13 protein-coding genes and 1 CRISPR repeat array are annotated in these 23,465 nt (G+C 69.9%); of the genes, 4 read left to right on the top strand and 9 right to left on the bottom strand.

Going from position 1 to position 23,465, the window contains the following annotated elements:
• The first annotated feature begins 241 nt into the window (after nucleotides 1-241).
• From OV090_RS41110 to OV090_RS41095, 4 genes are all read left to right on the top strand, one after another.
• The gene (locus tag OV090_RS41110; protein WP_267710340.1) at nucleotides 242-1,111 is read left to right on the top strand and encodes a hypothetical protein; all 870 of its coding nucleotides are present in this window, start codon (nucleotides 242-244) and stop codon (nucleotides 1,109-1,111) included.
• 14 nt (nucleotides 1,112-1,125) lie between these two features.
• A complete protein-coding gene (locus OV090_RS41105) occupies nucleotides 1,126-1,479 on the top strand; it encodes a hypothetical protein (protein ID WP_267710339.1) in 354 nt (117 codons plus the stop codon).
• Nucleotides 1,480-1,678: 199 nt separating this feature from the next.
• Nucleotides 1,679-2,053, top strand: coding sequence for a hypothetical protein (locus OV090_RS41100; RefSeq protein WP_267710338.1), 375 nt, complete (start codon nucleotides 1,679-1,681; stop codon nucleotides 2,051-2,053).
• Between the two features lie 442 nt (nucleotides 2,054-2,495).
• The gene (locus OV090_RS41095; RefSeq protein WP_267710337.1) at nucleotides 2,496-4,361 is read left to right on the top strand and encodes a nucleotide-binding protein; all 1,866 of its coding nucleotides are present in this window, start codon (nucleotides 2,496-2,498) and stop codon (nucleotides 4,359-4,361) included.
• 4,999 nt (nucleotides 4,362-9,360) lie between these two features.
• A CRISPR array of direct repeats spans nucleotides 9,361-14,464; the repeat unit is 36 nt; unit sequence GCTTCAACGGGTCCGCCTCGAGATCGAGGCGGCGAG.
• A 248-nt stretch (nucleotides 14,465-14,712) separates the two neighbouring features.
• On the opposite strand, the gene OV090_RS41090 is transcribed toward OV090_RS41095, so the two are convergent.
• From OV090_RS41090 to OV090_RS41045, 9 genes are all read right to left on the bottom strand, one after another.
• Entirely contained in the window at nucleotides 14,713-15,279 is a 567-nt protein-coding gene (locus OV090_RS41090; protein ID WP_267712144.1) for a hypothetical protein, read from the bottom strand.
• Nucleotides 15,280-15,615: 336 nt separating this feature from the next.
• Nucleotides 15,616-16,212 carry a CRISPR-associated endonuclease Cas1 gene (gene cas1, locus OV090_RS41080; RefSeq protein ID WP_267712121.1) on the bottom strand — a complete coding sequence of 199 codons (597 nt, stop codon included), beginning with the start codon at nucleotides 16,210-16,212 and terminating at the stop codon, nucleotides 15,616-15,618.
• Between the two features lie 17 nt (nucleotides 16,213-16,229).
• A complete protein-coding gene (locus tag OV090_RS41075) occupies nucleotides 16,230-17,036 on the bottom strand; it encodes a hypothetical protein (protein WP_267710336.1) in 807 nt (268 codons plus the stop codon).
• A 1-nt stretch (nucleotide 17,037) separates the two neighbouring features.
• The gene (locus OV090_RS41070; RefSeq protein WP_267710335.1) at nucleotides 17,038-18,063 is read right to left on the bottom strand and encodes an RAMP superfamily CRISPR-associated protein; all 1,026 of its coding nucleotides are present in this window, start codon (nucleotides 18,061-18,063) and stop codon (nucleotides 17,038-17,040) included.
• Nucleotides 18,060-18,995, bottom strand: coding sequence for an RAMP superfamily CRISPR-associated protein (locus OV090_RS41065; RefSeq protein ID WP_267710334.1), 936 nt, complete (start codon nucleotides 18,993-18,995; stop codon nucleotides 18,060-18,062). Before OV090_RS41065 ends, OV090_RS41070 begins: the two co-directional genes overlap by 4 nt.
• On the bottom strand, nucleotides 18,982-19,812 hold the full coding sequence (gene csx7, locus OV090_RS41060; protein ID WP_267710333.1) for a CRISPR-associated RAMP protein Csx7: 831 nt from the start codon (nucleotides 19,810-19,812) through the stop codon (nucleotides 18,982-18,984). Before csx7 ends, OV090_RS41065 begins: the two co-directional genes overlap by 14 nt.
• Nucleotides 19,809-20,000: a hypothetical protein gene (locus tag OV090_RS41055; protein ID WP_267710332.1), complete on the bottom strand. Its 192-nt coding sequence runs from the start codon at nucleotides 19,998-20,000 to the stop codon at nucleotides 19,809-19,811. Before OV090_RS41055 ends, csx7 begins: the two co-directional genes overlap by 4 nt.
• A gap of 225 nt (nucleotides 20,001-20,225) precedes the next feature.
• Nucleotides 20,226-22,013 (bottom strand): RAMP superfamily CRISPR-associated protein, encoded by a 1,788-nt coding sequence (locus OV090_RS41050; RefSeq protein WP_267710331.1) that lies wholly within the window; start codon nucleotides 22,011-22,013, stop codon nucleotides 20,226-20,228.
• A gap of 14 nt (nucleotides 22,014-22,027) precedes the next feature.
• On the bottom strand, nucleotides 22,028-23,422 hold the full coding sequence (locus OV090_RS41045) for a hypothetical protein (RefSeq protein ID WP_267710330.1): 1,395 nt from the start codon (nucleotides 23,420-23,422) through the stop codon (nucleotides 22,028-22,030).
• Between the last annotated feature and the right edge of the window lie 43 nt (nucleotides 23,423-23,465).

Below are 23,465 nucleotides of genomic sequence, written 5' to 3'. Positions count from 1 at the left end.
GCAAAGGCACGTCGGCGCGATCCTCCGCGCGGCCGAGCGCTCGCCCGAATTCGGGCCACGCGATCGCGCGCGAGGACGCGGTCCGGTGCGCACGATCGGGCATCCGACCGCGGTGACGAGCAAGAATGGGCCGACAGCGCGCGCGCGGCCGGGACGCTCGTTGTAGAGCGCGTCACAATTTGGCATCGCGAGTGAAGACTGTGACGGTGTCGGCGTCGGAGGGGGCCTCGTGAATCCAGCAATGAGCCCCATCCAAGGAATCTCCCTCGAACGATACGCCGAGCTCTGCGCCGAGGTCGCCGGGCACGAAAACGATCCCGAGGCGCAGGCCCGCATCGTCCAGGCGCAGGGCGTCGCGGGCTCCGACTGGGACGCCGCCGTGCGCGGCTGGACCGACCGCATGCGCGACGTCTCGCTGATGGGCCAGGTGGCCCAAGCGTTCCAGCCGCTCTACCAGGCCGCGCTCGCGCGCAAGCGCGGGACGGTCGATGTCTCCTTCGAGGACTTCGTGGCGCTGTCGGCCGCGGCCAAGGCCTGGGGCCTCGACCGGATGCTCGCGACCTACGGCCTCGACTCGGCCGCGTGGACGCAGATCGCCGGCGCCTGGACCGGCCAGCGGATCCCCCAGAACCCGCACACGTACGGCGGCTACGGGCTGATGGTCGAACAGGAGGCGGCCCGCCTCGCCGCCGGCGGTCAGCACCGCGCGGTCAACATCATGCGCACCGCCGGCGGCGGGGCAGCGGCTGGGCCCGCCGCGCCCGGGTCGACGTTCGGCAGCTCACCGCAGGGGATCGAGAACCAGATGGCGCGCAACATGGCGCAGCAGAACGTCGCTGCGCACATGGCCGCGGCGCAGGCGCAGGCGGCCGCCGCCTACGATCAGGCGTCGAAGAACGTCGGCTTCTTCGGCCGGATCTGGCTCAAGCTGTTCGGCTACGGCTCGATCGCCAACGGCATCGGCCCAGGCATGCAGGTGTTCGTCCAGCTCGACGACGGCCAGCGCCTGCCTTGCACGGTCGGACAGGTCGGCGGGGGACAGGTCTCCGTCGTGCTGCACGACGGGCGGCAGATGTGGGTCAAGGCGAGCGCGCTGTCGAAGACGCCGTGAGCCGCGGAGCCGCCATGAACGCACCAGTCAGTTGTACGAACTGCGGCTCCAACCTCGGCCCCGCCGACCTCGACAAGCCGGCCTGCCAGTATTGCGGCACTGCGCACCCCCACGTGGCCGAGGCGCGGCAGAAGGTCGAGGCGCTGCGGCAGGTCTTCGCGCTGGGGATCGTGCCCGGCGCGACCCCGCCGGCCGCGCCGCCCTCGCCCTGGCAGGGCGCGCAGGTGCCCGCTCCGCCGGTTCTCCCGCAGTTCGGAGCCCCGCCGCCGCCGCCACCCGCCGCGAGCGCGGCGATGATCATGCACGTCGCCGTGATCGTAATTGTCATCATCGCCGCGGTGATGGTGTTCATGCTGTCGGCGCCCTGAGCGGACTTCCGGCCATCGAGGGTCGACGCGATCGCCGAAGAGCTGCGCGAGAAATTGTCGACACTCGAGCAGACCTCGTACACCTGAACAAACTGTGAGGTCGTCGCGCGGCGCGAGGCGCCGGTGACCTCTTCTGCCTCCACACGTCGCCGGAGTGCGGCAGGCACTGGCGCAGGGCTCGCCCCCGTTCGCGCGACTGATGACCGCGATGTTCAGTCGCAAGGCCGGCTCGCCGCGTTTCGGTCGCTTCGAGCTGCGCGAGCGAATCGGCGAAGGCGGCATGGGCATCGTGTACCGCACCTTCGATCCCCAGCTCGAGCGCACGGTGGCGGTCAGGCTGATCGACACTCGTGCCTTCCCTGCGAGCCAACGCGAGCGAACCCCGCGAGAGGCGCGGAGCCTGGCCCGGCTCGCCCACCTCAGGCAGTCGCGCATCGTCGTCCCGGGCACGTACTCCATGGCGATCCACACGCGCGCGTCGGTCAATCCGGCCTCGAGCACGGTGATGACATTGCGACTCGCCACGGCGCATCCGGGCCAATCCGGACGCTGGTTTGGTGGAAATGGCGCCTGACAGGCGCTCGCCGGAGCCGGCGGAAAGCGAGCTTCTTGGGTGGTGGTGATGCTGTAAGCGAAGTTGCGACACTCCTGCAGGCCAGGTCGACGGGGGGCGGCCCCCGAGGTGCGCCAACTGGAACAGGGAGATCCGTCGGCAAGTGAGACTCGGCCAATCGAGGGACATGGCCGGCAAGAGGGGGCCGACGCAGTCCGTACCAGGGGCGGTGACCGAGACTCGAATCGGTCGTATCACGAGCCGGCTGGGTCACGATGTTGCGCGTCGGCCGTCGTCGATGCCACGTGGATGAGGGGATGTTCTCGCATTGCTGCCAGTCGACGCGGCGGATGAATAGCGGCCCCCGATCGTGCGCAGCGTCTCTCGCCGGGCGCCTCGCGGTCGCCGCGTGTGCGCGGAGACGGCGATTGCGAGGAGCGGTCCGACAGGCTATACGGCGGGCATGGGTAGATTCCGATACGTCCTCCTTCCAGCGCTCGTCGCCGCCTGCCAGAACCAGCCTGGCACGACCTCCGCGACCTCCGGCACCGACTCGACGACCGCGACCACGAGCGACTCGACGACCGCGACCACGAGCGACTCGACGAACAGCAGCGAGACGACCATCGATACGCCGACGACGGGCGGACCGGGCACCATGAGCATCGGGTCCGAGAGCCAGGGCAGCGCGACGATGGCGACGAGCGAGACCACCGTCGATCCGACCACTGTGGGGCCGACGACGAACGACCCGACCGACACGACCACCGACGCCACGACGGGCGAGACCACGGCCGTCGACCCGAGCAACGGGCCCGACAGCACCGACACCGGGGTGCCGGGCGAATGCAGCCCTGGCGACACGCAGGACTGCTACTCCGGCCCGCCCGACACTCTCGGCGTCGGCCTGTGCGCGGCCGGGCAGCAGACGTGCGGCCCGGACGAGACGTGGGGCCTGTGCGACGGCGAGGTCCTGCCGGCCGCGGAGAGCTGCGAGATCGAGGGTGACGAGGACTGCGACGGCGTCGACCCGTGCGACAGCGACGGCGCGCAAGCGTGGAGCCTGGTCGCCGGCGGCGAGAAAAACGACGAGGGCGTGCATGTCGCCTACGACGGCGCCGGCAACCTGGTGCTGGCGGCCTGGAGCGCCGGCCCGATCGACCTCGGCGGCGGCCCGCTGGCGCCCAAGGGCGGGTCGGACGTGCTCCTCGCCAAGTTCTCTCCCACGGGCCAGCACCTGTGGAGCAAGCGCTTCGGCGACGCGAACCTCCAGGACGTGTGGCGGGTCGTGGTGGGCCCCGCCGGCGAGATCGTGCTGACCGGCGATTTCAACGGGAGCATCGACTTCGGCGGCGGCCCGCTGACGAATAATGAGAACACCGAGGACACGTACCTGGTCAAGTTCACCGGCGACGGCGAGCACGTGTGGAGCAAGTCGTTCGACTCTGCCCCCGGGTCCGTCCATACGGGCGGGGTCGCCGTCGACGCCAGCGGTAACGTCCTGCTCGGCGGACGATTCGTCGGCCCGCTCGACCTGGGCGGCGGCGTGATGAACGCGGCGGGCCTGTCCGACGCATTCGTCAGCAAGTTCACGTCGTCGGGAGCCCACGTGTGGAGTCTGCGCTTCGGCGACGGCATGCAACAGTACGTCACCGCACTCGCCGCCGACGCGACCGGCAACGTGTATGTAGCGGGGGGATTCCAGGGTGTCATCAATCCGGGCAACGGTCAGCTCGCCAGCGCGGGCGCCGAGGACGTGTTCCTCGCGCGGTTCGACTCCGGCGGCAACGCAATGTGGGCCAAGCGCTTCGGCAATGGCGCGTCGCAGATCGGCCGCGGCCTGGCGATCGGTGGCGGGGGGCGAGTGACGCTCGTCGGCGAGATGAGCGGCAGCGCCGACTTTGGCGGCGGGCCGCTGGTGACGGCGCAGGTGTTCGGCTTCGCCGCCCAGTTCGAGAGCGACGGCTCGCACCGGTGGAGCAAGATGCTCGGCCAGGCCGGCGGGGCCTTGCCGCTCAACGTCGCGACTGACGGCGCCGGCAACGTGCTCGTCACCGGCAACTTCACCAACATGTGCGACTTCGGCGGCGGCCCGCTGGTCTCCGACGGGGGCAGCGACGCGTTCCTGCTCAAGCTGGCGCCGTCCGGCGACCACGTGTGGAGCAAGCACTTCGGCGACGACGCGGACCAGGGCGGCCTCGGGGTCGCCGGATCGGCGGCCGGCGACGTCGCGTTCTCGGGCCGGTTCCAGGGCGGGATCAACCTCGGTGACGGACCCAAGACGAGCAAGGGCGGCTGGGACCTGTTCGTTGCTGCCTTCGAACCCTGAGTCGACGCCTATCGCACCCGCCGCCTCGGCTGTTGGCGGCGGGCTGCGTCCAGTAGACGTACGAGACGGCGGCTAGCGTACCTCGGTCGACATGAGCGGCGTCGACCCGATTCTAGAGCGCACAGGTGATGTAGCGCGCAGCCGTCAAATGTCATTCCCGCCGCGCCGGATCGGCGCGTTGAAGACGCCGGCGCGATCACCGGTCTCTAAGACCGGGGCGTGGAGGATTAATGATGTCCATGGCCTAGCCCGCTCCCCCAAATGCCCCCAATCCGCAAACCGCCGCGGATCTCCACTTTGGGGCGCTTCTGGGAGAGCGGGCGAGGGCGCGGATTGCGGCGGGAGGCCTCGGGGTGCCCCAAAAGTTGCCCAAAAACAGCTTCGGATGCCGTGATTGTTTTCGCCCTCATGCCTGGGTGCAGAAAAGGACGGTCGGTGGTGTGGCGACGGGCAGGACCTCCTCGGGCCGCGCGGCGTCGTCCCGTGTGGCACGCTGCACATACCGGCACTGCATTTCAGAGAGCCGGAGCTGCCCGCCGCGGATCATCTCGGCGAGATCGTTGATAGAGATATCGAGCCTTGGAGGCCATGGGAGACACTCCATGATGGGACAATGCGCGTCCAGCGGGTCGCCGCACCGTCAGCACGAGAGGGAGGCGAGCGCCGAGACGGTCAGGCCCTGCACGAGCGCCAGGGGCTGGGTCATGAACTTCTGCACGATGCCGGCGCCGAGGCTGCGGTTGAGGTGGGCGTCGAGGACCTGGTAATTGAGCGGGTGGTCGATCCCGCCGAGCGAGCGGGGCCAGATGTGGTCGATGTCCCGCCTGCTGCGCGAACTGTTGATAGCAAGAGACTTGCTTGACCGTCGCCGCGGCGTCGACCCTGGCGTGGGTCGCCTGGCTACTTTGCTACTCGAGAAGCTTCAACGCTTCAACGGGTTCGCGTCGAGATCGAGGCGGCGAGCTTGTGGGCGGAACCCTCCTTGCGCTCGTGAACCTGCTTCAACGGGTTCGCCTCGAGATGGAGGCGGCGGCACGATCTTCCGCGCGGACTTCGAGTAGCCGACGATGCTTCAACGGGTCTGCCTCGATCTCGAGGCGGCGAGGGTCCCCTTCGGTGCAGAGGGGCGGCATGACGGACGCTTCAACGGGTCCGCCTCGAGATCGAGGCGGCGAGATGACCACCGAGACGAAGCCCACCGCGCCGCTATAGCTTCAACAGGTCCACCTCGAGATCGAGGCGGCGAGTCGCTCATCGAGCGGCCTGCGCGCGCTGGTGGTGTGGCTTCAACGGGTCCGCCTCGAGATCGAGGCGGCGAGGCAGGCGCTGCAGCGCGTCTCGATCATCACCAGCCAGCTTCAACGGGTCCGTCTCGAGATCGAGGCGGCGAGCTGCATCGCCGACGCGCTGCAGCAGGTCCGCGATCTCGCTTCAACGGGTCCGCCTCGAGATCGAGGCGGCGAGATGTCAGTAGGCCTCCGCCGCGTTGAAGGCAGTCATGCTTCAACGGGTCTGCCTCGAGATCGAGGCGGCGAGAGCCGCGCCGCTGATTTGCTTCTGCACCTGGATGTGGCTTCAACGGGTCCGCCTCGAGAACGAGGCGGCGAGCCGGAGCCGTGGGTGCGCATACAACCCCGACGAGAGCTTCAACGGGTCCGCCTCGAGAACGAGGCGGCGAGGAGCGCACGAGGCCGACAGGGATGCCGGCCAGCCGCTCGCTTCAACGGGTCCGCCTCGAGAACGAGGCGGCGAGTGATGGGCGGAGGCGAGGACGACCCGCCCTATCGTGCTTCAACGGGTCCGCCTCGAGATCGAGGCGGCGAGGCAGCGCGAGGCCGACAAGCTCAAGCCGACGACCTTGCTTCAACGGGTCCGCCTCGAGATCGAGGCGGCGAGTGCACACAACAGGAGGGCCGTCGTCGCCCGCCGAAGCTTCAACGGGTCTGCCTCGAGATCGAGGTGGCGAGCGAAGGGCGGCGAACCGAACGAAGAGTTCCGGCAGCTTCAACGGGTCCGCCTCGAGATCGAGGCGGCGAGGCAGCGGGCGGCGTCATGGCGTCGGGCGGGATCGTGCTTCAACGGGTCCGCCTCGAGATCGAGGCGGCGAGATGGAAACGCCGGCGATGCCGGTCGCGAAGGGGATGGCTTCAACGGGTCCGCCTCGAGATCGAGGCGGCGAGCTTTCGGTTCCGGCCCGCGCTGGCGAGTTTTTTTCGTGCTTCAACGGGTCCGCCTCGAGATCGAGGCGGCGAGGTCATCGTCCGCCGCTATTTCGCTCAAGTTGGAAGGCTTCAACGGGTCCGCCGCGAGATCGAGGCGGCGAGGCTCCGATGGCGCAATGCACCATGCACGAGGGGCTTCAACGGGTCCGCCTCGAGATCGAGGTGGCGAGGCGCTGTCCTACGAGGACTTCAATAACGTGTACATGCTTCAACGGGTCCGCCTCGAGATCGAGGCGGCGAGTGGCCAACAAGGCCAGCGGCATCCGTGGCGGTCTGCTTCAACGGGTCCGCCTCGAGATCGAGGCGGCGAGATGCCAGGCCGTAGCTCTACCCGTGACCCCCTGAAGCTTCAACGGGTTCGCCTCGAGATCGAGGCGGCGAGGTGCGCCCTAGCTTTCGTGGCGACCGGGGGTGGGCCGCTTCAACGGGTCCGCCTCGAGATCGAGGCGGCGAGTCCGCTTCGAGCGCGGGCCGAACGTGCTCGCCGGGCTTCAACGGGTCCGCCTCGAGATCGAGGCGGCGAGGAGGAACCGAAGACGTGCTTGGACCAGTGGATCAGGCTTCAACGGGTCCGCCTCGAGATCGAGGCGGCGAGGGCGAACTCATCGACGCGATGGAGCCTAACCTGCTCGAGCTTCAACGGGTCCGCCTCGAGATCGAGGCGGCGAGCCACCGGCCCGAGGCAGTAGGCCTGCTCGCAAGAGCTTCAACGGGTCCGCCTCGAGATCGAGGCGGCGAGTGGCCAGGATGCTGGCGAAGGCGAGCAGGGCGGGCATGCTTCAACGGGTCCGCCTCGAGATCGAGGCGGCGAGTGACGACCGACGAAACGACCCTCACCGCGCCGCCCTGGCTTCAACGGGTCCGCCTCGAGATCGAGGCGGCGAGTCGGACGGAGTCTCGCTGGCCGACCTTGAGCGAATGCTTCAACGGGTCCGCGTCGAGATCGAGGCGGCGAGCGAGGGAGTTCTCCGGAATCCAGCTGGACCCGGCGACAATGCTTCAACGGGTCCGCCTCGAGATCGAGGCGGCGAGGACCGCGTAGACCTCGGCGTTCGGGTTCGTCTCCATGCTTCAACGGGTCCGCCTCGAGATCGAGGCGGCGAGGTCGCCAGCTCGCAGAGCACAACCAACCAGGCGACATCGGGCTTCAACGGGTCCGCCTGAGATCGAGGCGGCGAGTTGAGATAGTACGCTCGACCCAACCCATCGCCAAGAGCTTCAACGGTCCGCCTCGAGCTCGAGGCGGCGAGGCTGCTGGTGATGTGGTCGCCATCTAGCAGGACGGGCTTCAAAGGGTCCGCCTCGAGCTCGAGGCGGCGAGACGTACGCCGAGCGGCATCACTTCGCCGCCAACGCCACGCTTCAACGGGTCCGCCTCGAGCTCGAGGCGGCGAGATGGCGAAGTCTCTGCGCGCGGCGGTCACCGCGATGCTTCAACGGGTCCGCCTCGAGCTCGAGGCGGCGAGTACCAGGGCGGCGGCATGTGGCTTCAGCGTATGACGCTTCAACGGGTCCGCCTCGAGATCGAGGCGGCGAGGAACACACACGAGCTTACCCCGCATGGCTGCCGCGCTTCAACGGGTCCGCCTCGAGCTCGAGGCGGCGAGGCGAGCCGGTAGAGTCTGGCCTCACCCGGCGCGGTGCTTCAACGGGTCCGCCTCGAGCTCGAGGCGGCGAGGGCTTCGCGCTGCGGCTCACGGTCGGCGGCTACCGGCTTCAACGGGTCCGCCTCGAGCTCGAGGCGGCGAGAACGGGTCCGCCTCGAGATCGAGGCGGCGAGGCGGAGCGGCAACACGGCCTCGTCGGAGGTACCCCTTGCTTCAACGGGTCCGCCTCGAGATCGAGGCGGCGAGCGTGAGCACGAGCTTGGCGCTGGCGCCGAGTCGGTCGCTTCAACGGGTCCGCCTCGAGCTCGAGGCGGCGAGGGGGATGATGAGGCCCTTCGCTCGGGCGGCCGACTCGCTTCAACGGGTCCGCCTCGAGCTCGAGGCGGCGAGCGGAAGGCGAGCGGCTGGTCGCTCCGTCAACTGTCCGGCTTCAACGGGTCCGCCTCGAGATCGAGGCGGCGAGAAGGGAGGAGGGTCTCTCATCGGCGGCGTCGCTCTCGGGCTTCAACGGGTCCGCCTCGAGCTCGAGGCGGCGAGGTACTGGGGGCGCGGCAGCGGTGGGCGCCAAGAGGCCGCTTCAACGGGTCCGCCTCGAGATCGAGGCGGCGAGGCCGCCCTCGCACGTGAGACAGTCGGTGTTCCACTCGCTTCAACGGGTCCGCCCCGAGATCGAGGCGGCGAGGGTGTACGCGCTGGACCCTCAGCTCGCCAGCATCATGCTTCAACGGGTCCGCCTCGAGATCGAGGCGGCGAGCCGGACAGCCCGGCCGTTCAGCGCGACTTCTTCGGGCTTCAACGGGTCCGCCTCGAGATCGAGGCGGCGAGTATTGAGGATGAAATTCAAATGTGTGCTGTCGAAGACAGCTTCAACGGGTCCGCCTCGAGATCGAGGCGGCGAGTCCGCTAAGGTTCGCTCCGAGCTTCAACGGGTCCGCCTCGAGATCGAGGCGGCGAGTCGTGGAGGAATCATGAAATCGCTGTTCGCATTCGGCTTCAACGGGTCCGCCTCGAGATCGAGGCGGCGAGGCGGAGGTGGGCAAGCTCATGAGCGGGCTGCTGTCGCTTCAACGGGTCCGCCTCGAGATCGAGGCGGCGAGGGACGCGTCCACGCCAATGAGGGCCGAGGTCTCCCGCTTCAACGGGTCCGCCTCGAGATCGAGGTTCCACGTGGCTTCAACGGGTCCGCCTCGAGATCGAGGCGGCGAGCCAGACGTAGCCCAGCACGCGCCAGCACGAGGCTTTGCTGCTTCAACGGGTCCGCCTCGAGATCGAGGCGGCGAGTCGCCGCGCTGGCGAAGCGCCTCGGCGTCGACGCATCGCTTCAACGGGTCCGCCTCGAGATCGAGGCGGCGAGTGTGTTGGGTCGGCGCGTCAGCCATGGCGCACACCCCGGCTTCAACGGGTCCGCCTCGAGATCGAGGCGGCGAGGGGTCGGCCATCTTGAAGGCAACCGAAGTGGACGAGCTTCAACGGGTCCGCCTCGAGATCGAGGCGGCGAGACGTGTACGGGAGCGCGCTGAACGTCACCGGCTCGCTTCAACGGGTCCGCCTCGAGATCGAGGCGGCGAGCGCCTGCGCGGCGTAGAAGCGAGCGACGGCCGCGATCGCTTCAACGGGTCCGCCTCGATCTCGAGGCGGCGAGCATGAGTGACCCGCGGCACCCGCAGCACGACCACGCGGCTTCAACGGGTCCGCCTCGAGATCGAGGCGGCGAGTGGCAAGAGTTGCAGCAATGGCAACAGGCGAAGAAGCTTCAACGGGTCCGCCTCGAGATCGAGGCGGCGAGGCTCGAGGCGCTGGTGCGGGTGAACCCGCGGCTGCCGCTTCAACGGGTCCGCCTCGAGATCGAGGCGGCGAGGTGACATTCGGCCTCGGGTTGCGAACCGTGCCTTGCTTCAACGGGTCCGCCTCGAGATCGAGGCGGCGAGTCGATCGCGCCGCGCGACACGAAGCCCGCCCGCTTGCTTCAACGGGTCCGCCTCGAGATCGAGGCGGCGAGGAGCGCCCCCCAGCGCGATATCGACACCATCATCCTTGCTTCAACGGGTCCGCCTCGAGATCGAGGCGGCGAGTCCAGAATCCTGTCCACGTTCGCGCCGCGCGCGAACGTGCTTCAACGGGTCCGCCTCGAGATCGAGGCGGCGAGCGCTACCCGACCTCCCAGTCGATCGCCGCCCACGAGCTTCAACGGGTCTGCCTCGAGATCGAGGCGGCGAGCTCGCCGCCGGCGCCGGAGAGGCCGCGCGCGTTGAAGCTTCAACGGGTCCGCCTCGAGATCGAGGCGGCGAGTCGTCGTGACGGGTCGACTCAGCGTCTTCTGGCACCGGTTGCTTCAACGGGTCCGCCTCGAGATCGAGGCGGCGAGGCCGTACAGCACGCGCCACACGAAGTACGAAGCGACGCTTCAACGGGTCCGCCTCGAGATCGAGGCGGCGAGTCATCGCCTCGCACGGTGGCCAGCGCTGCCCCCTCCGCTTCAACGGGTCCGCCTCGAGATCGAGGCGGCGAGCGGGGCGCACGGGCATCCGTGGCGACGTCCGGCAGCTTCAACGGGTCCGCCTCGAGATCGAGGCGGCGAGAGGCGCGCGACCTCGAACGATGGCCCGCCGAGGCGCGGCTTCAACGGGTCCGCCTCGAGATCGAGGCGGCGAGGCCGTCTCGGCACCGTTCGGCGAGCTGGCGCGGGCGCTCGTGCTTCAACGGGTCCGCCTCGAGATCGAGGCGGCGAGAGAGAAACCTCCGGCCGCTCATCGTCGTTCCGGCGAGCGCTTCAACGGGTCCGCCTCGAGATCGAGACGGCGAGTCGCGTCGGCGGCGACGGGGAGCGTGCGCCAGACGTTGCTTCAACGGGTCCGCCTCGAGATCGAGGCGGCGAGGCCCGGCCTCGGCGTGTCGCACCGGTTCTGCGTCAAGCTTCAACGGGTCCGCCTCGAGATCGAGGCGGCGAGAGTGGCTTGAGAGAGGGCTGCATCCCGATTATGCAGCTTCAACGGGTCCGCCTCGAGATCGAGGCGGCGAGAGCCCGCGCTCCTTCGGCACCGGCGGACCTGGAACGCTTCAACGGGTCCGCCTCGAGATCGAGGCGGCGAGTTCTCGGGCCGCTGGCCGAGCTCGGGTTCGATGCGGCTTCAACGGGTCCGCCTCGAGATCGAGGCGGCGAGTCTCTCGACCGCCGCGGGCGTCTCGACGGCGCTCGGGCCTCAACGGGTCCGCCTCGAGATCGAGGCGGCGAGAGGGGGCGAGTTGGTCCGCCGTCTCCGCGCCACCATGTCGCTTCAACGGGTCCGCCTCGAGATCGAGGCGGCGAGAGGCGGCCAAGGGCAAGGCCAACCTCCGCGCGATCTGGCTTCAACGGGTCCGCCTCGAGATCGAGGCGGCGAGGTGGACGAGACGCTCAGCGAGTCGCAGGTCAGCGCGTAGCTTCAACGGGTCCGCCTCGAGATCGAGGCGGCGAGGGCCTCACCCAGCGCCGCCCCAACACGGCCCTGCAGGGCGCTTCAACGGGTCCGCCTCGAGATCGAGGCGGCGAGGCCGGGATCCCCGGCATCGCGCGCGCGCTCGGCGTGCTTCAACGGGTCCGCCTCGAGATCGAGGCGGCGAGGCCGGGATCCCCGGCATCGCGCGCGCGCTCGGCGTGCTTCAACGGGTCCGCCTCGAGATCGAGGCGGCGAGGGTCAACCAGACGCGGAGCCGCGTCACCGAGCTGGTGCTTCAACGGGTCCGCCTCGAGATCGAGGCGGCGAGGTCCAGGGGCTCGACAAGGCCAGCGCGTACGAGCTCGAGCTTCAACGGGTCCGCCTCGAGATCGAGGCGGCGAGGGAGGACGAGCGCAAGCGGTTCAGAGACTCGCTCGAGGCTTCAACGGGTCCGCCTCGAGATCGAGGCGGCGAGCTTGAGCAGCGCGGCCGCCCGCGCGCGCTATCACCGCTTCAACGGGTCCGCCTCGAGATCGAGGCGGCGAGGTCGTCGAGGTGAACGTGGCCGTCGACGCCGGGCTTGCTTCAACGGGTCCGCCTCGAGATCGAGGCGGCGAGTAGTGGGCAAAGCCGCCCTTGGCCGCCTCGTGGCGCTTCAACGGGTCCGCCTCGAGATCGAGGCGGCGAGTTGACGACCGGCACCAGCCAGATCGGTTTGTCGGTGCTTCAACGGGTCCGCCTCGAGATCGAGGCGGCGAGGTGATGCACTCGGTCGTGAGCTCGCACTACCGGTGCATGCTTCAACGGGTCCGCCTCGAGATCGAGGCGGCGAGGCGACCTCCTGCGCGTCTACAGCGACGGCAGTTGGCTTCAACGGGTCCGCCTCGAGATCGAGGCGGCGAGGCGGGTGCTGGTCGCGGCCCCCGCGTCCGTCGTCGGGCTTCAACGGGTCCGCCTCGAGATCGAGGCGGCGAGGTCGACAGCTACGCGCGCGCCACGACCGAGGAGGCGCTTCAACGGGTCCGCCTCGAGATCGAGGCGGCGAGATTGTAGTCGCCGACGAGGCCCACAATCTGACCTCGCTTCAACGGGTCCGCCTCGAGATCGAGGCGGCGAGTGGCCCATCAGGCCTGGCGCGACGAGATGCCGGACGCTGCGCTTCAACGGGTCCGCCTCGAGATCGAGGCGGCGAGTCGCCTCGCCGGCGAGGTTCATCGGGTGCGCGGTGCTGCTTCAACGGGTCCGCCTCGAGATCGAGGCGGCGAGGGAACACGGCGGCGAGCACGGCCTTCGCCTCCTCGCTTCAACGGGTCCGCCTCGAGATCGAGGCGGCGAGACAGCGAGGGTGGCCGCGTTGATCTGCCCGGGGAGGCTTCAACGGGTCCGCCTCGAGATCGAGGCGGCGAGGCGATCGCCTCGCTGCCGGCCATCGACACGGCGACGATGCTTCAACGGGTCCGCCTCGAGATCGAGGCGGCGAGGTGCAGGTCCCGCGGGTCGCCTTGGTCGGCCGCCTTGCTTCAACGGGTCCGCCTCGAGATCGAGGCGGCGAGACCGGGCATGGAGAACAGCCGATGCTGGAGCGGGGGCAGCTTCAACGGGTCCGCCTCGAGATCGAGGCGGCGAGAACCGCACTTGGCCCTGCCACTGATGGACCACGGGGCTTCAACGGGTCCGCCTCGAGATCGAGGCGGCGAGGTCGTTCTCGCCGAGGTTCGCGCCACCGACCGCGACGCTTCAACGGGTCCGCCTCGAGATCGAGGCGGCGAGCGCGGATCCGGTCCGGGATCTCCTTCAAGGGGCCGATGCTTCAACGGGTCCGCCTCGAGATCGAGGCGGCGAGTGCCGATGCTGAGGAGGCCGGCGTCGACGTGCAGGCTTCAACGGGTCCGCCTCGAGATCGAGGCGGCGAGAGGTAAAGGGAGCGGGCGTAGCCGAGGACGTCCATGGGCTTCAACGGGTCCGCCTCGAGATCGAGGCGGCGAGCGCCCTGTCGATGTTCAGCCCCGAGGCCGTCGAGATCCTGCTTCAACGGGTCCGCCTCGAGATCGAGGCGGCGAGTCAGCGAGGCCGGGTCCTGCGAGCGGCGTTCCGCGGCTTCAACGGGTCCGCCTCGAGATCGAGGCGGCGAGGTGGGCCGAGCAGCAGTTCGCCGTGTTCGTCGCGCAGCTTCAACGGGTCCGCCTCGAGATCGAGGCGGCGAGGCTGCACCTCAAGCACCCATCGCCGCTCGCCGGCTCGGCTTCAACGGGTCCGCCTCGAGATCGAGGCGGCGAGGCCTCGACGAGGCCGAGGTCGGACCAGGGCTCCCCGATGCTTCAACGGGTCCGCCTCGAGATCGAGGCGGCGAGGAGGGACCACTCGTGGAAGGCGCGATCGATGGTGTCGCTTCAACGGGTCCGCCTCGAGATCGAGGCGGCGAGATTCGTCCGAGGTTCTGATTCTGGACCGATCGTCGGTCGCTTCAACGGGTCCGCCTCGAGATCGAGGCGGCGAGGGCCACCGGTCCCACAAGCCATCTGCATGTGTCGGGCTTCAACGGGTCCGCCTCGAGATCGAGGCGGCGAGCCGACCACGCCCGTGCTCCCGGCGCCGCGACCCTCACCGCTTCAACGGGTCCGCCTCGAGATCGAGGCGGCGAGCGGCGCGCACCACCGAGGTCCCCATGGCGAAAAAGCTTCAACGGGTCCGCCTCGAGATCGAGGCGGCGAGTCGACATGCTCCTACCCGGCCAGCCGCCGGTCCCGCCGCTTCAACGGGTCCGCCTCGAGATCGAGGCGGCGTGGCGGTCGCGCGTGGGGCCTCACCGGCACGCCGATCAAGCTTCAACGGGTCCGCCTCGAGATCGAGGCGGCGAGGGTCTGGGGGCCAGGGTTGCGAGATCGCTCGGCTTGTCGGTCGAGGATGCACGCGGTGGCATGGGCGAGGGCTCAGTGCCCAGGTTCCTGTTCTGCACCAGGGTTGTCAAGGGGCGTCAAGCGCGGGGGAGACGGCGTTCTGGGAAGGTTTGCACGGAGGGCCCGGGGGTGGCACGGTCGGGGGTCGCGTGCATTCTCGGAGCGAGGCCGGCGGCTGGAACGGATCTTGCCGCCGTCAGGCGAACGATTCAGGGTTCGTTCGAGTCGCCAGAGTGGGGGCGGAAGGCGTGGACCTGACCGTCGATGTCGATAGTCCACACGTCCCCCTGCAGGTGGGCGTCGATGGCGGCGCCGGTGAGGTCTCGACGGTAGGTCGAGAAGCGGCCGGAGTGGTCCTCCGGGGGGGGTCCAGCACTCTCGCCCAGTTCTCGGCCTGGCGGCGCCGGTGCGGCAGCCTGCTGACCGAGCTCGACGGCGAGGAGTTGGTGCGAGCGGAAGGCGCCGATGTACGAGCCCAGCCGCAGGAACGGACGGGCCGGTTCGGGTACGTTGTCGGATGGGGTCCGACGAATCGTTCCGCGGCGGGAGATCCTGGCGTTATTGAGTGCTCGGCCGTGGTAGCGCGAGGAGAGGACGAGATACTCGACCGACTCCTGCAGCTGCTGGACCTCGAGGTGGGGACCGCCGAGGAGGAGGTCGTCGAGGACGCCGCGCAGGAGGTCGCAGAGGTTGCGCAGGAGGTCGCAGGCGAGGACGCGTTCGTCGCGGTCGATGGTCTGCATGAGCGCGGTGTCCGGGGTTCGTTTCGTAGGCATGAAGATACTCCAAATCCCTCGAGTCGGGCTGTATCAGTAGACGAGCGCGCGGACGAAAGCCGGGCGTGAGCTTGCGGCCGAGTACGCTGCAGCGCGGCGGTGCATCGCCGTCCTCGGCGACCTGGCCGAGCTTGATGAAGAGCACCTGATCTTCGCGCTGGTTGAGGATCTCGAGCAGGCGGCACTCGAGGACGGCGCGGTCGCGGTCGGTGAGCTGGCAGGCGAAGACACTGAGCTGAATGCCGTCGCCGAAGTCCCGCAGCGTGCGATGCACCCGGCGGAGGCGCGACGGATCGGCGATGTCGTAGCTGACGATGTAATGAGAGCGCATTGAAATCACCGGGTCCAGATCGGGGTGAATTGATCGATCTCGCCGACGAGCCACTTGCCGAGGACGCGGGCCTCGAGCTCGAGGAGACGGCGATAGCTCATGCGGTAGCCGAAGCGAGGGTGGGTGGTGAGCTCGTCGGCGCGTCGCTCGTAGGCGCCGATGAGGGCGCGACGGCCACGGTCGGTGAGCGCGACGCCTGCGCTCGAGAAGACGAAGTCGTCGCGGTCGATGCCGCGGGTGGCGATCAGGCGCAGCACGGCGGTGTCGACCCAGGCGGCGCGGAAGGGTTCGACGAGGTCGAGGGCCAGCGCGGGGCGCCCCGGGTGGACGACGTGCAAGAAGCCGAGCATCGGATCGAGGCCGACGCGGGCGGCCGCGGCGGTGGCGTCGCGGATCAGGAGGGAGTAGCCGAAGCTGAGCAGGGCGTTCACACGGTCCCGCGGGGGCCGGCTGACGTGTAGTCGCGCGAACGAGCTCGATCGAGCGTGGCCTCCGCGTGCTTGATCTCGGCGAGAGCAACAGCGACGCGCTTCCTTGTTCCGGACACGCGAAGACGACCGGTTCGGGCTGCGAACGGTCGTCTCCGGCTTCTGAGCAGGGATGGGGCTGCGCGCCCGATTCAGGTCGGCGGCGGCGCGAGGAGGATGGCGCGGGCGACGACGCGGTCCCCCTCCCAGGCGAGGTTCGTGACGTGGAACGGGAAGGCGCTGCCGTGGTAGCGCTTCGTCAGCGCCTGCAGGTAATCGGGGACGCCGGTGGCGCTGGCGCCGTCGAGGACGACCTCGTCGAGCTCCGCCGGGAACTTGCCGCTGACGGGTGCGAGCGGGATGGGCCTCGGCGGGTGCTGTCCAGGGCCGGTCTGCTTGGCGAGCCCCTTGAGCGTCTTGATCGCGTCCTGATGGCGGGCGAACAGGACGGTGAGCGCTTGCGGTAATGGGGGGCGCTCGACGTGGCGGGGCCCGACGGAGGCGAGGGGAGGCGCGCCTGGGATGGGTGGAGGCGAAGGCGGAGGCAGGGAAGGCGGCGCGGGGTATCGCTGCCGCAAGAAGCGGAGCTGGGCGTCGAGGGTCACGGAGGGCCGGACGTCACGCGCGTGGGGGCGCCCGCGATCGGGCTGTTGGCGATTGCGAGGTTCGGCCTCCTGGACGCGAGCGAGGCGTCGGGTCCAGGCGAGCCACAGCTCGATCTTGTCGGGGTCCAGACGCGCGGGCCGTGCCAGTAATTGTTCGTACCAGCCGCGGACGTCCTGCAGGGCGCTGGCCTCGTCGCGCCGTCCCGTCATTCGAGCCAGCAACTCGAAGGCCGCGACGGGATCGTGGGTGCGGCGCAGACACATCAGGGCGTTCGACAGGAATCGATGGTGGTTCTTGGTGGTGAAGGACTCGGCGCGTTGCTCGAGCTCGACGAATTCCGCGGAGGTCAGCATGTCAGCAGTCCTCCCCGTGAAGTGCGACGAGGCGGGCGAGGTTCGCGGCTTGACAGGCCGGGCTCCGCGCGAAGGCGTGGGCGCAGCCGTCCAGGTCGAGCGGCTCATCGTCGTGCTTCCCACGGGGCCTGTGCGTGTGCTCGGCCAGGAAGAGGCGGCCGAGGCCGTGACATTTGCCGCCGCCGATCTTGAGCCGACTGCGCGGGGCGAGGCCGAGGGCGGCGAGGAGCCCGCCGAGCTCCGCGGTGGTGAGGTTGGTGTAGCGAAGCTCGCTGTGCAGGTGGGTGCCGACCGGAAGGACCTCGAGGCGCTGCGGCTGGGCCTGACGCTGGGCCGCCGCGTGTGCATAGTTGGAGGGCGGGGGGCGCTCGTCGCGGCCGACCGCGAATTTGCGGCCGTGCAGGCGCTGGATCTCGAGGACGTTGTCCGACTCGCGGACACGAAGACGCCCGACGTGATGAAGGTTGGGGACGAACTGCTCGGGGATGGTGTACGAGTCGAGCGTGGGCGCGGCGGGGCGCGCGTCGGTGACGACGAGGCGGCTGCGGAGGTTGAGGGCCCCGAACAGAGCGCACGCCGGGCATAGCGGGCCCGGGCTCCTGCAGGTGCGCTCGAAGCCGCGGACGGCGTCGGCGTTCAGGATGGCGTGGGTGATGCCGCGCTCGTTGAAGGTCGAGGAGCGAATCTTGACGCGGACGTCGTGCTTCGGAGGGTCGAAGCAGCTGTGCGTGACGGCCTCGAAGCGGGCGCGCAGGACGCCCTTGAGGCTGGAGCCGGGGATGCAGGGGACGTCGCCGAGGCGGGCGTGCTCTCGGAGGATGGCCCGTGCGTTCCGGTCGCCGACGAGCCGCTTGAAGCCGGTCCCGATGTGAATGGGCTGCTCGGCGAGCCACGTGAGCCGCAAGGTGCCGGAGTAAGTGGCCTCGTGCCGACGATCGTGCGCGGCGTGGGGCGGCCGCGGCTGCCGGTCGACGCGCTCGGGGAGGGAGATGAAGGCGTAGCCTGGGGCGGGGCTGGTGGGCTTCATGCGGGTGACTCCAGGGGGGCGAGCGCGCGACGGCCGGCGTCGAGCCACGGGGCCGCGTCGGTGACGGTGAAGCGGCGATGCAGGCCGCGCGGCTCGCCGTCTGCGATCGGCAGGGCGTCCGGAGGTTCGGAGAAGAGGTCGTAGGCGCGGCGTGTCTCGGCGTCGGCGAGGTGGGCGACGCCGTGCGGGCGAGCGCCGGCCCGGGCGGCCTGCTCATGCACGAGCGTGGTGACGGTGAGACGGACGACCCCGAGACCGCGGCTCTTGCCGGAGCCGAGCTGCGCGAAGCCGTCGTTCAGCTCGTCGAAGGCGCGGGCGAGGAGGCCGAGCTGCCAGACCTCGTAGTTCTCGAGGGCGAGGTCGCCCCAGAACGAGACGCCGGCGGGGACGAGCTCGGCGTCCCAGGGGCCGTGCTTCACCGAGCCGAGTACGCGATCGATGGCGACGTTGTTGCGCAGCTCGGTCCGGTTAGCCTGGGTGAAGGTGTCGGCCTGCGAGATGCGGGCGGTGCCGGGCGACCAGGGGAAGAGGTCGCGGATCGAGCAACGACTCTTGAGGCTGGTACTTCCGAACAGTCGCATCGTGAGCGGGTGACTGCGGTGGATCTCGGCGGTGGGTGGCGGCGGGCCACCTGCAATCGAGCGCCCAGAGGCCGTGTCGAAGGGGTCGCGGTAGCCGTCGACGGGACCGTGGTGGTTCACGAAGGTCTTCCCGGCGAGCGACGCCTCGGCGGCGGCGCGGACGACCCCGCGCAGGCTCGAACCCGGAATGTACACGGTCGTCTCGACGCCAGCGTCCGCGTGGCGGGTGCGCACACAGGCGAGCTGGGCGGCGGTGGGGCCGAGGCCGGAGTCGCCGGCCTTGATGAGGAGCGGCGAGACGGTGCGGAGCTCGATGCGCAGGATGGCGCGGTTGTAACTACGCTTGAACATGAGTCGGTCCCTCCTCCAGGTGCTTCGCCAGCGCCTCGCGGTACCCGGCGAAGACGCGGTCGACGTCGGTGTGGACGGTCTCGGGCTTCCCGACGAGCAGCGCGCGAGCTTCGATGCTGCGGAGCTCGGTCCAGCGCCAGCGGACGCGCCCGAGGCCGCGCGAGCTGAAGCCGCCGAGCGCGGCGAAGCCCTCGTCGAGCTGTTCGAAGGCGACGAGCAAGAGGCCCATGAGCCAGGGCTCAGGGTTGTCGACGAAGACCTCGAGGGCGAAGCGCGTGCCCGGGGAGACGACCTCGAAGTCATACTTGAGGCCGTTGCGGGCGGTCCGCAGGTCGCGGTCGATGCCGACGCCGTCACGGATCTCGATCGGCGGGTGACCGTCGCGCTGGTCGGCGTGGACGCGCGCGTCGGTGATGCGCACGTGGCTGGCGAGGACGCGGGACCCGAAGAGGCGACACACGGGGCAGTGGCGGTCGATGCTGGCTTCGGCGTGGGTGCGCTGGTTGCTCTTGTGGAAGCCGCAGGCGCCGTCGCGATCAGACTCACGCGGGGCCTCGTGGTGCGGGTCGCAGGGCCAGAGCGGGTGCGAGCGATCGGGCAGGGCCCCACGCAGCAGCGATTCGATGGTGGCGCGGAGGACTCCCTTGGCGCTGGCGCCCGGGATATAGGGGAAGCCGTCGCTGTCGCGCAGGACCGGGAGGTCGGCGCCGTCGAGCTCGCCCGCGCCGCCGCTGCCGACGTGCAGCGCGGTGACAGTGACGAGCTCGCCGGTGAGGCGGAGGCGACGACGCAAGACGTGGAAGTCGGCGGCGCTCATCGCTGCCTCCCTCGCATCTCACGGTTGGGGTGGCTCGCGGTCCGCGGATTGGCCTTGAGGACCGCGGCGCGATAGGTATAGGCACGCGCGAGATAGACGGCGTAGAGCCGCCAGGCGCCGAGCCGGGATTCGTCGGGGAGGCCCTTTTCGAAGGCCTTGTGGATGGCCTCGATGATCGCGTGCACCATGTCGGTGCCAATGTGGCGGCCCTCGCGGGCCGACTGGTAGCGGAGGTAAAGCTCGATCTCCTCGGTGCAGGTCGCCTCGTTGCAGACGGCGATCGGTGATTGAGCTGTGACTTGAGCTCCCGCTCGCGCTCCAACGAGTGAGGATCGCTGAAGACGCTCTCGGCGGCCTGGACGAGCGCCTGGCGGTGGGGACGGAGGTCTGCGAGGTTGGTTTGCATCGTGGTGTCAGCAATGAATCCGGTCGAAACAGCGGAGGGCGCCGTAGCCCTGGTGGCGACGGAGTCCGAGGCCGTCGCGCTCGAGATGGGCGAGGCGGGGCAAGAGGTCCTCGAGCCGCGCGGACTCGGGGAGTTGGACGGCGAAGACGGCCCCGGCGGCGACGGCGAGCGCCGGCTGGAGGCCGTGCTCCCGCTGGTCCCAGCCGCCCTCACGCGTGAAGCGGCGGGCCTTGTAGGCGACGCGGCCCGGCAATGTGCGGAGGATTGCCTGCTCACCGTCCTCCTCGTCCGCGTCGGGGATCATGGGGGCGTGCAACGTGATGGGGATCCAGCGGGCCGCTTCGGCAGGGGAGAGTCCGGCTCGCGCGAGCCGCTCGCCCAGGGCGTGGTGGAAGTCGGCGGCGCGCTGGCGCAGCGGCGGGAGGTCGAGCGAGGGGACGACCTGGACCTCGACGCGGCCCCAGCCGTGCGCGCGGCCCCGCCCGAGGGCGAGCGGGCGCGACAGGGCGAGCGCGAGCCGGTCGCGACATTCCGCCGGGATGTTGTCGATCGAGCCCTCGAGGTGGAGGCCAGGCTCGAGCAGCACCTGCGAGAACAACATCTCGCTCCGCGCCGAGCCGCGCTGCCGATCCATGGCGAGGCGGGTGATCGTGCGGGTAGCGACGGCGGACTTGTGCTCGCGCGGGCCCCGGAGGGTCCTCAGGGGGGCGCGGCAGGTCTGACAGGACACGTGGGAGGTGTCGTGTACGCGCGCGGCGACGACGGCGGAGTCGGCGAGGGTGGCCGCGATCGCGTCGAGGAAGCCGTCGACGACGGGATGCGCGTGGCGTTCGAACTTGCACCCAAGGGTGGTGATGGGGAGCGGCGCGGCGTCGAGGGGGACGCTCTTCGCGTCGACAGGGTAGAGGAAGCCGAAGCGGGCGCCGTCCTCGGCGACCAACCGCTCGAAGGCCGCGTCGGGGCGCTCGCGGGTGTGTACGCCGTCGAGCGCCTCGGCGAGGGCGAACCCGATCGCGCCGCGGAGCGCCGAGCCGGGGATCTCCCGCCGGGTGTCGCGGAGGTTGTCGTCGGCGAAGGCGACGCCGATGCACGCCGGAGAGACCAGGCGCAGGCGCAGGCGGACGCTGTCGCCCTCGACGGCGATGGCCGGCGCCTCCGCCGGGGGGTCGAATCGGAGGACACATTCGATGCGCCCGAGGCCACGGCTCCGGCCGGCGCCGATGTGAGTGGTCGCCGAAACCGCGGCGTGCAGGCACGACTCCAGATCGGCATCGAGGAGTCGCCCGTGTGCGACGAAGACGAGCGCGTCGTCCGGCGTGGGGACGCGCTGTTGGGCGAGCACGTGCTGGCGAGCACTGCGGGTGTCGCGGCGAATGCCGACGGTGCTGCGGGTGGTCCAGGCGGGCGGAGGCGAGTCGTCGGGGAGGACGGCGTCGGCGAGGACGAGGGCGGAGAAGAACGCGGCGCCGTCAGGCAGTCGTTCGTGGTGCCCGCCGAAGAGCCGGCACGCGAGGCAGCGCGCGCCCTCCGGACCCAGCGTGCAAGGCCCGGGGCGAGCGCCCGTGGGCGCGTCGGGGGCGAGGCCGGTGCCACCGGCGCAGGCCGGACAGTCCGCGCCGCGCAGCACGGCCTCGAGGTTGCTGCGAAGTACGCCGCGGAGGGCGGTGGCAGGGATGAACGGTCGTCCGGCGGCGTCCCGGGCGGATGCGCTGTGATGGTCGCGCTCGACGCCGGTGACGCCGCCGAGCGCGAGGCTGCCGTGCGCGCGAATGGTGAGAGTGAAGGGACGAGACATGCACGTGTCCTGGTTCAACGGGCGGTCGTCGAGGCCGCGGCGCGCGGATCGGGCGCGAGGAAGTGCAGGAGATCGAGGTGATGTGCGCGCGGGCGGTCGCGCACGACGGCCTCGGCGTCGCGCCATTCCCGGCCAGTCGCGTCGTACCAGGCCCGCCATTCTGCGTGGCGGGCGACCTGGTAGCGCCATTGATTGCCAAACTCTTTACAATCATCGGCCGGCTCGTCGAACAGCAGCGAGCGCTGCGAGCTCGGCACCCGGGCGAGCGCGGCGGCGTCGCGGAGGGCGTCTTCCCACGTCTCGCCGAAGCCGAGCGGCTTACGGCCCCGGCGACGAAGAGAAGGCTCGATGCGGGAGGCGTCGCCGGCGGTGAGGACTGCGAAGTCGATCGCAGAGCGCGGGCCGTTCGTCCGGCAGTGGCGCTTGGCCGACTGCTCGAGATCGTGAGCGTACTCCATGAGTCGCTTGGCGGGCAGGTGCGCGTCGGCGAGGACGACGCCGACGCCGACGCCGAAGCGGTCGAATCGGCCGCGGAAGGGCGGCCGGGCGGCGAGGGCGGCGGCCGTTCGTTCGAGCTCGGGGATCAGCGCGTCGAGGTAACGAAGCACGAGGGATTGCGGGAGGAACAGGCGGATGTCGTCGCCGCCGGTGGCGAGCGAGACGTGGCGACTTCCGATCGCGCGACTGGCCGCGGCGTGCGCGTCGGAGAAGACCTGCTTGAGCGCGCCGCTGGCCCGGCGAGTGTCGTCGAGCGTGCGGAGATCCTCGAAGAAGGCGCCGAGGTTGTTGCCGTCGAGGGAGAGCGCGGCGAGGTACTGGCCGTGCGGGGCGAGCTCGAGGAGCGACTGGATTTCCTCGCCGGAGCGCTCACTCGCCAGGCGCCCGCGCTGGGTCATGGCGTGACAGCGCAGGCAGACGCGCTCGCCGCGAGCGTCCCGGCGTTGAGACTCATGAGTGGCCTGATACCCGCCGCAGTCGGCGCATTGATCGCTCTTGCGCGTATAGGCCGCCAGATAGCCGTGCCCCGGGGGACGCGCGGCGTCGGCGAGCAGCTCGAGGCGTTGTCGTAGCCAGCGCAGGCTGGCGGCCTGGTCGAGCCGGTCGAGGGGCACGGCCGCGGTCGAGAGCGGGCCGCCGAAGGTCTGCTCCGCGTAGTGCGCTTCGAGCAGCCGACATCGCGCGATCGCGGCGTCGTGGCCGTCGACGAGCTCGACCCCGCGGCCGCCGCCAGCGAAGACCGAGACGGGCGCGGACGAGGCGGCGTAGCTGTCGAAGCGGGTGATCGTGCCACTCGCGCCGAGCATGGCGAGTGGTCGATTGCTGGCGGTGATGAGCTCCTGGATCCCGTGGGCGTCGTAGCCGACGAGCCACGGGTCCGCGAACCCACTGAGGTCGATGCGGTCGGACATGGGAGGGTTCCGGCGGTTAGGCCGTCGACCTTCTAGTCGTTCG

The sequence above is a fragment of the Nannocystis sp. RBIL2 genome, from assembly GCF_026626745.1.
Lineage (GTDB): Bacteria > Myxococcota_A > Polyangia > Nannocystales > Nannocystaceae > Nannocystis.
Note: the sequence above shows the minus strand (reverse complement) of the source record. Positions and strands in the feature narration are given on the sequence as shown.

Bases quoted from the DNA above. Each gene is read 5' to 3' on its own strand.
- OV090_RS41110 (WP_267710340.1), top strand. From the start codon at position 242: ATGAGCCCCATCCAAGGAATCTCCCTCGAACGATACGCCGAGCTCTGC.
- OV090_RS41105 (WP_267710339.1), top strand. From the start codon at position 1,126: ATGAACGCACCAGTCAGTTGTACGAACTGCGGCTCCAACCTCGGCCCC.
- OV090_RS41100 (WP_267710338.1), top strand. From the start codon at position 1,679: ATGACCGCGATGTTCAGTCGCAAGGCCGGCTCGCCGCGTTTCGGTCGC.
- OV090_RS41095 (WP_267710337.1), top strand. From the start codon at position 2,496: ATGGGTAGATTCCGATACGTCCTCCTTCCAGCGCTCGTCGCCGCCTGC.
- OV090_RS41090 (WP_267712144.1), bottom strand. From the start codon at position 15,279: ATGCCTACGAAACGAACCCCGGACACCGCGCTCATGCAGACCATCGAC.
- OV090_RS41075 (WP_267710336.1), bottom strand. From the start codon at position 17,036: ATGCTGACCTCCGCGGAATTCGTCGAGCTCGAGCAACGCGCCGAGTCC.
- OV090_RS41070 (WP_267710335.1), bottom strand. From the start codon at position 18,063: ATGAAGCCCACCAGCCCCGCCCCAGGCTACGCCTTCATCTCCCTCCCC.
- OV090_RS41065 (WP_267710334.1), bottom strand. From the start codon at position 18,995: ATGTTCAAGCGTAGTTACAACCGCGCCATCCTGCGCATCGAGCTCCGC.
- csx7 (WP_267710333.1), bottom strand. From the start codon at position 19,812: ATGAGCGCCGCCGACTTCCACGTCTTGCGTCGTCGCCTCCGCCTCACC.
- OV090_RS41055 (WP_267710332.1), bottom strand. From the start codon at position 20,000: ATGGTGCACGCGATCATCGAGGCCATCCACAAGGCCTTCGAAAAGGGC.
- OV090_RS41050 (WP_267710331.1), bottom strand. From the start codon at position 22,013: ATGTCTCGTCCCTTCACTCTCACCATTCGCGCGCACGGCAGCCTCGCG.
- OV090_RS41045 (WP_267710330.1), bottom strand. From the start codon at position 23,422: ATGTCCGACCGCATCGACCTCAGTGGGTTCGCGGACCCGTGGCTCGTC.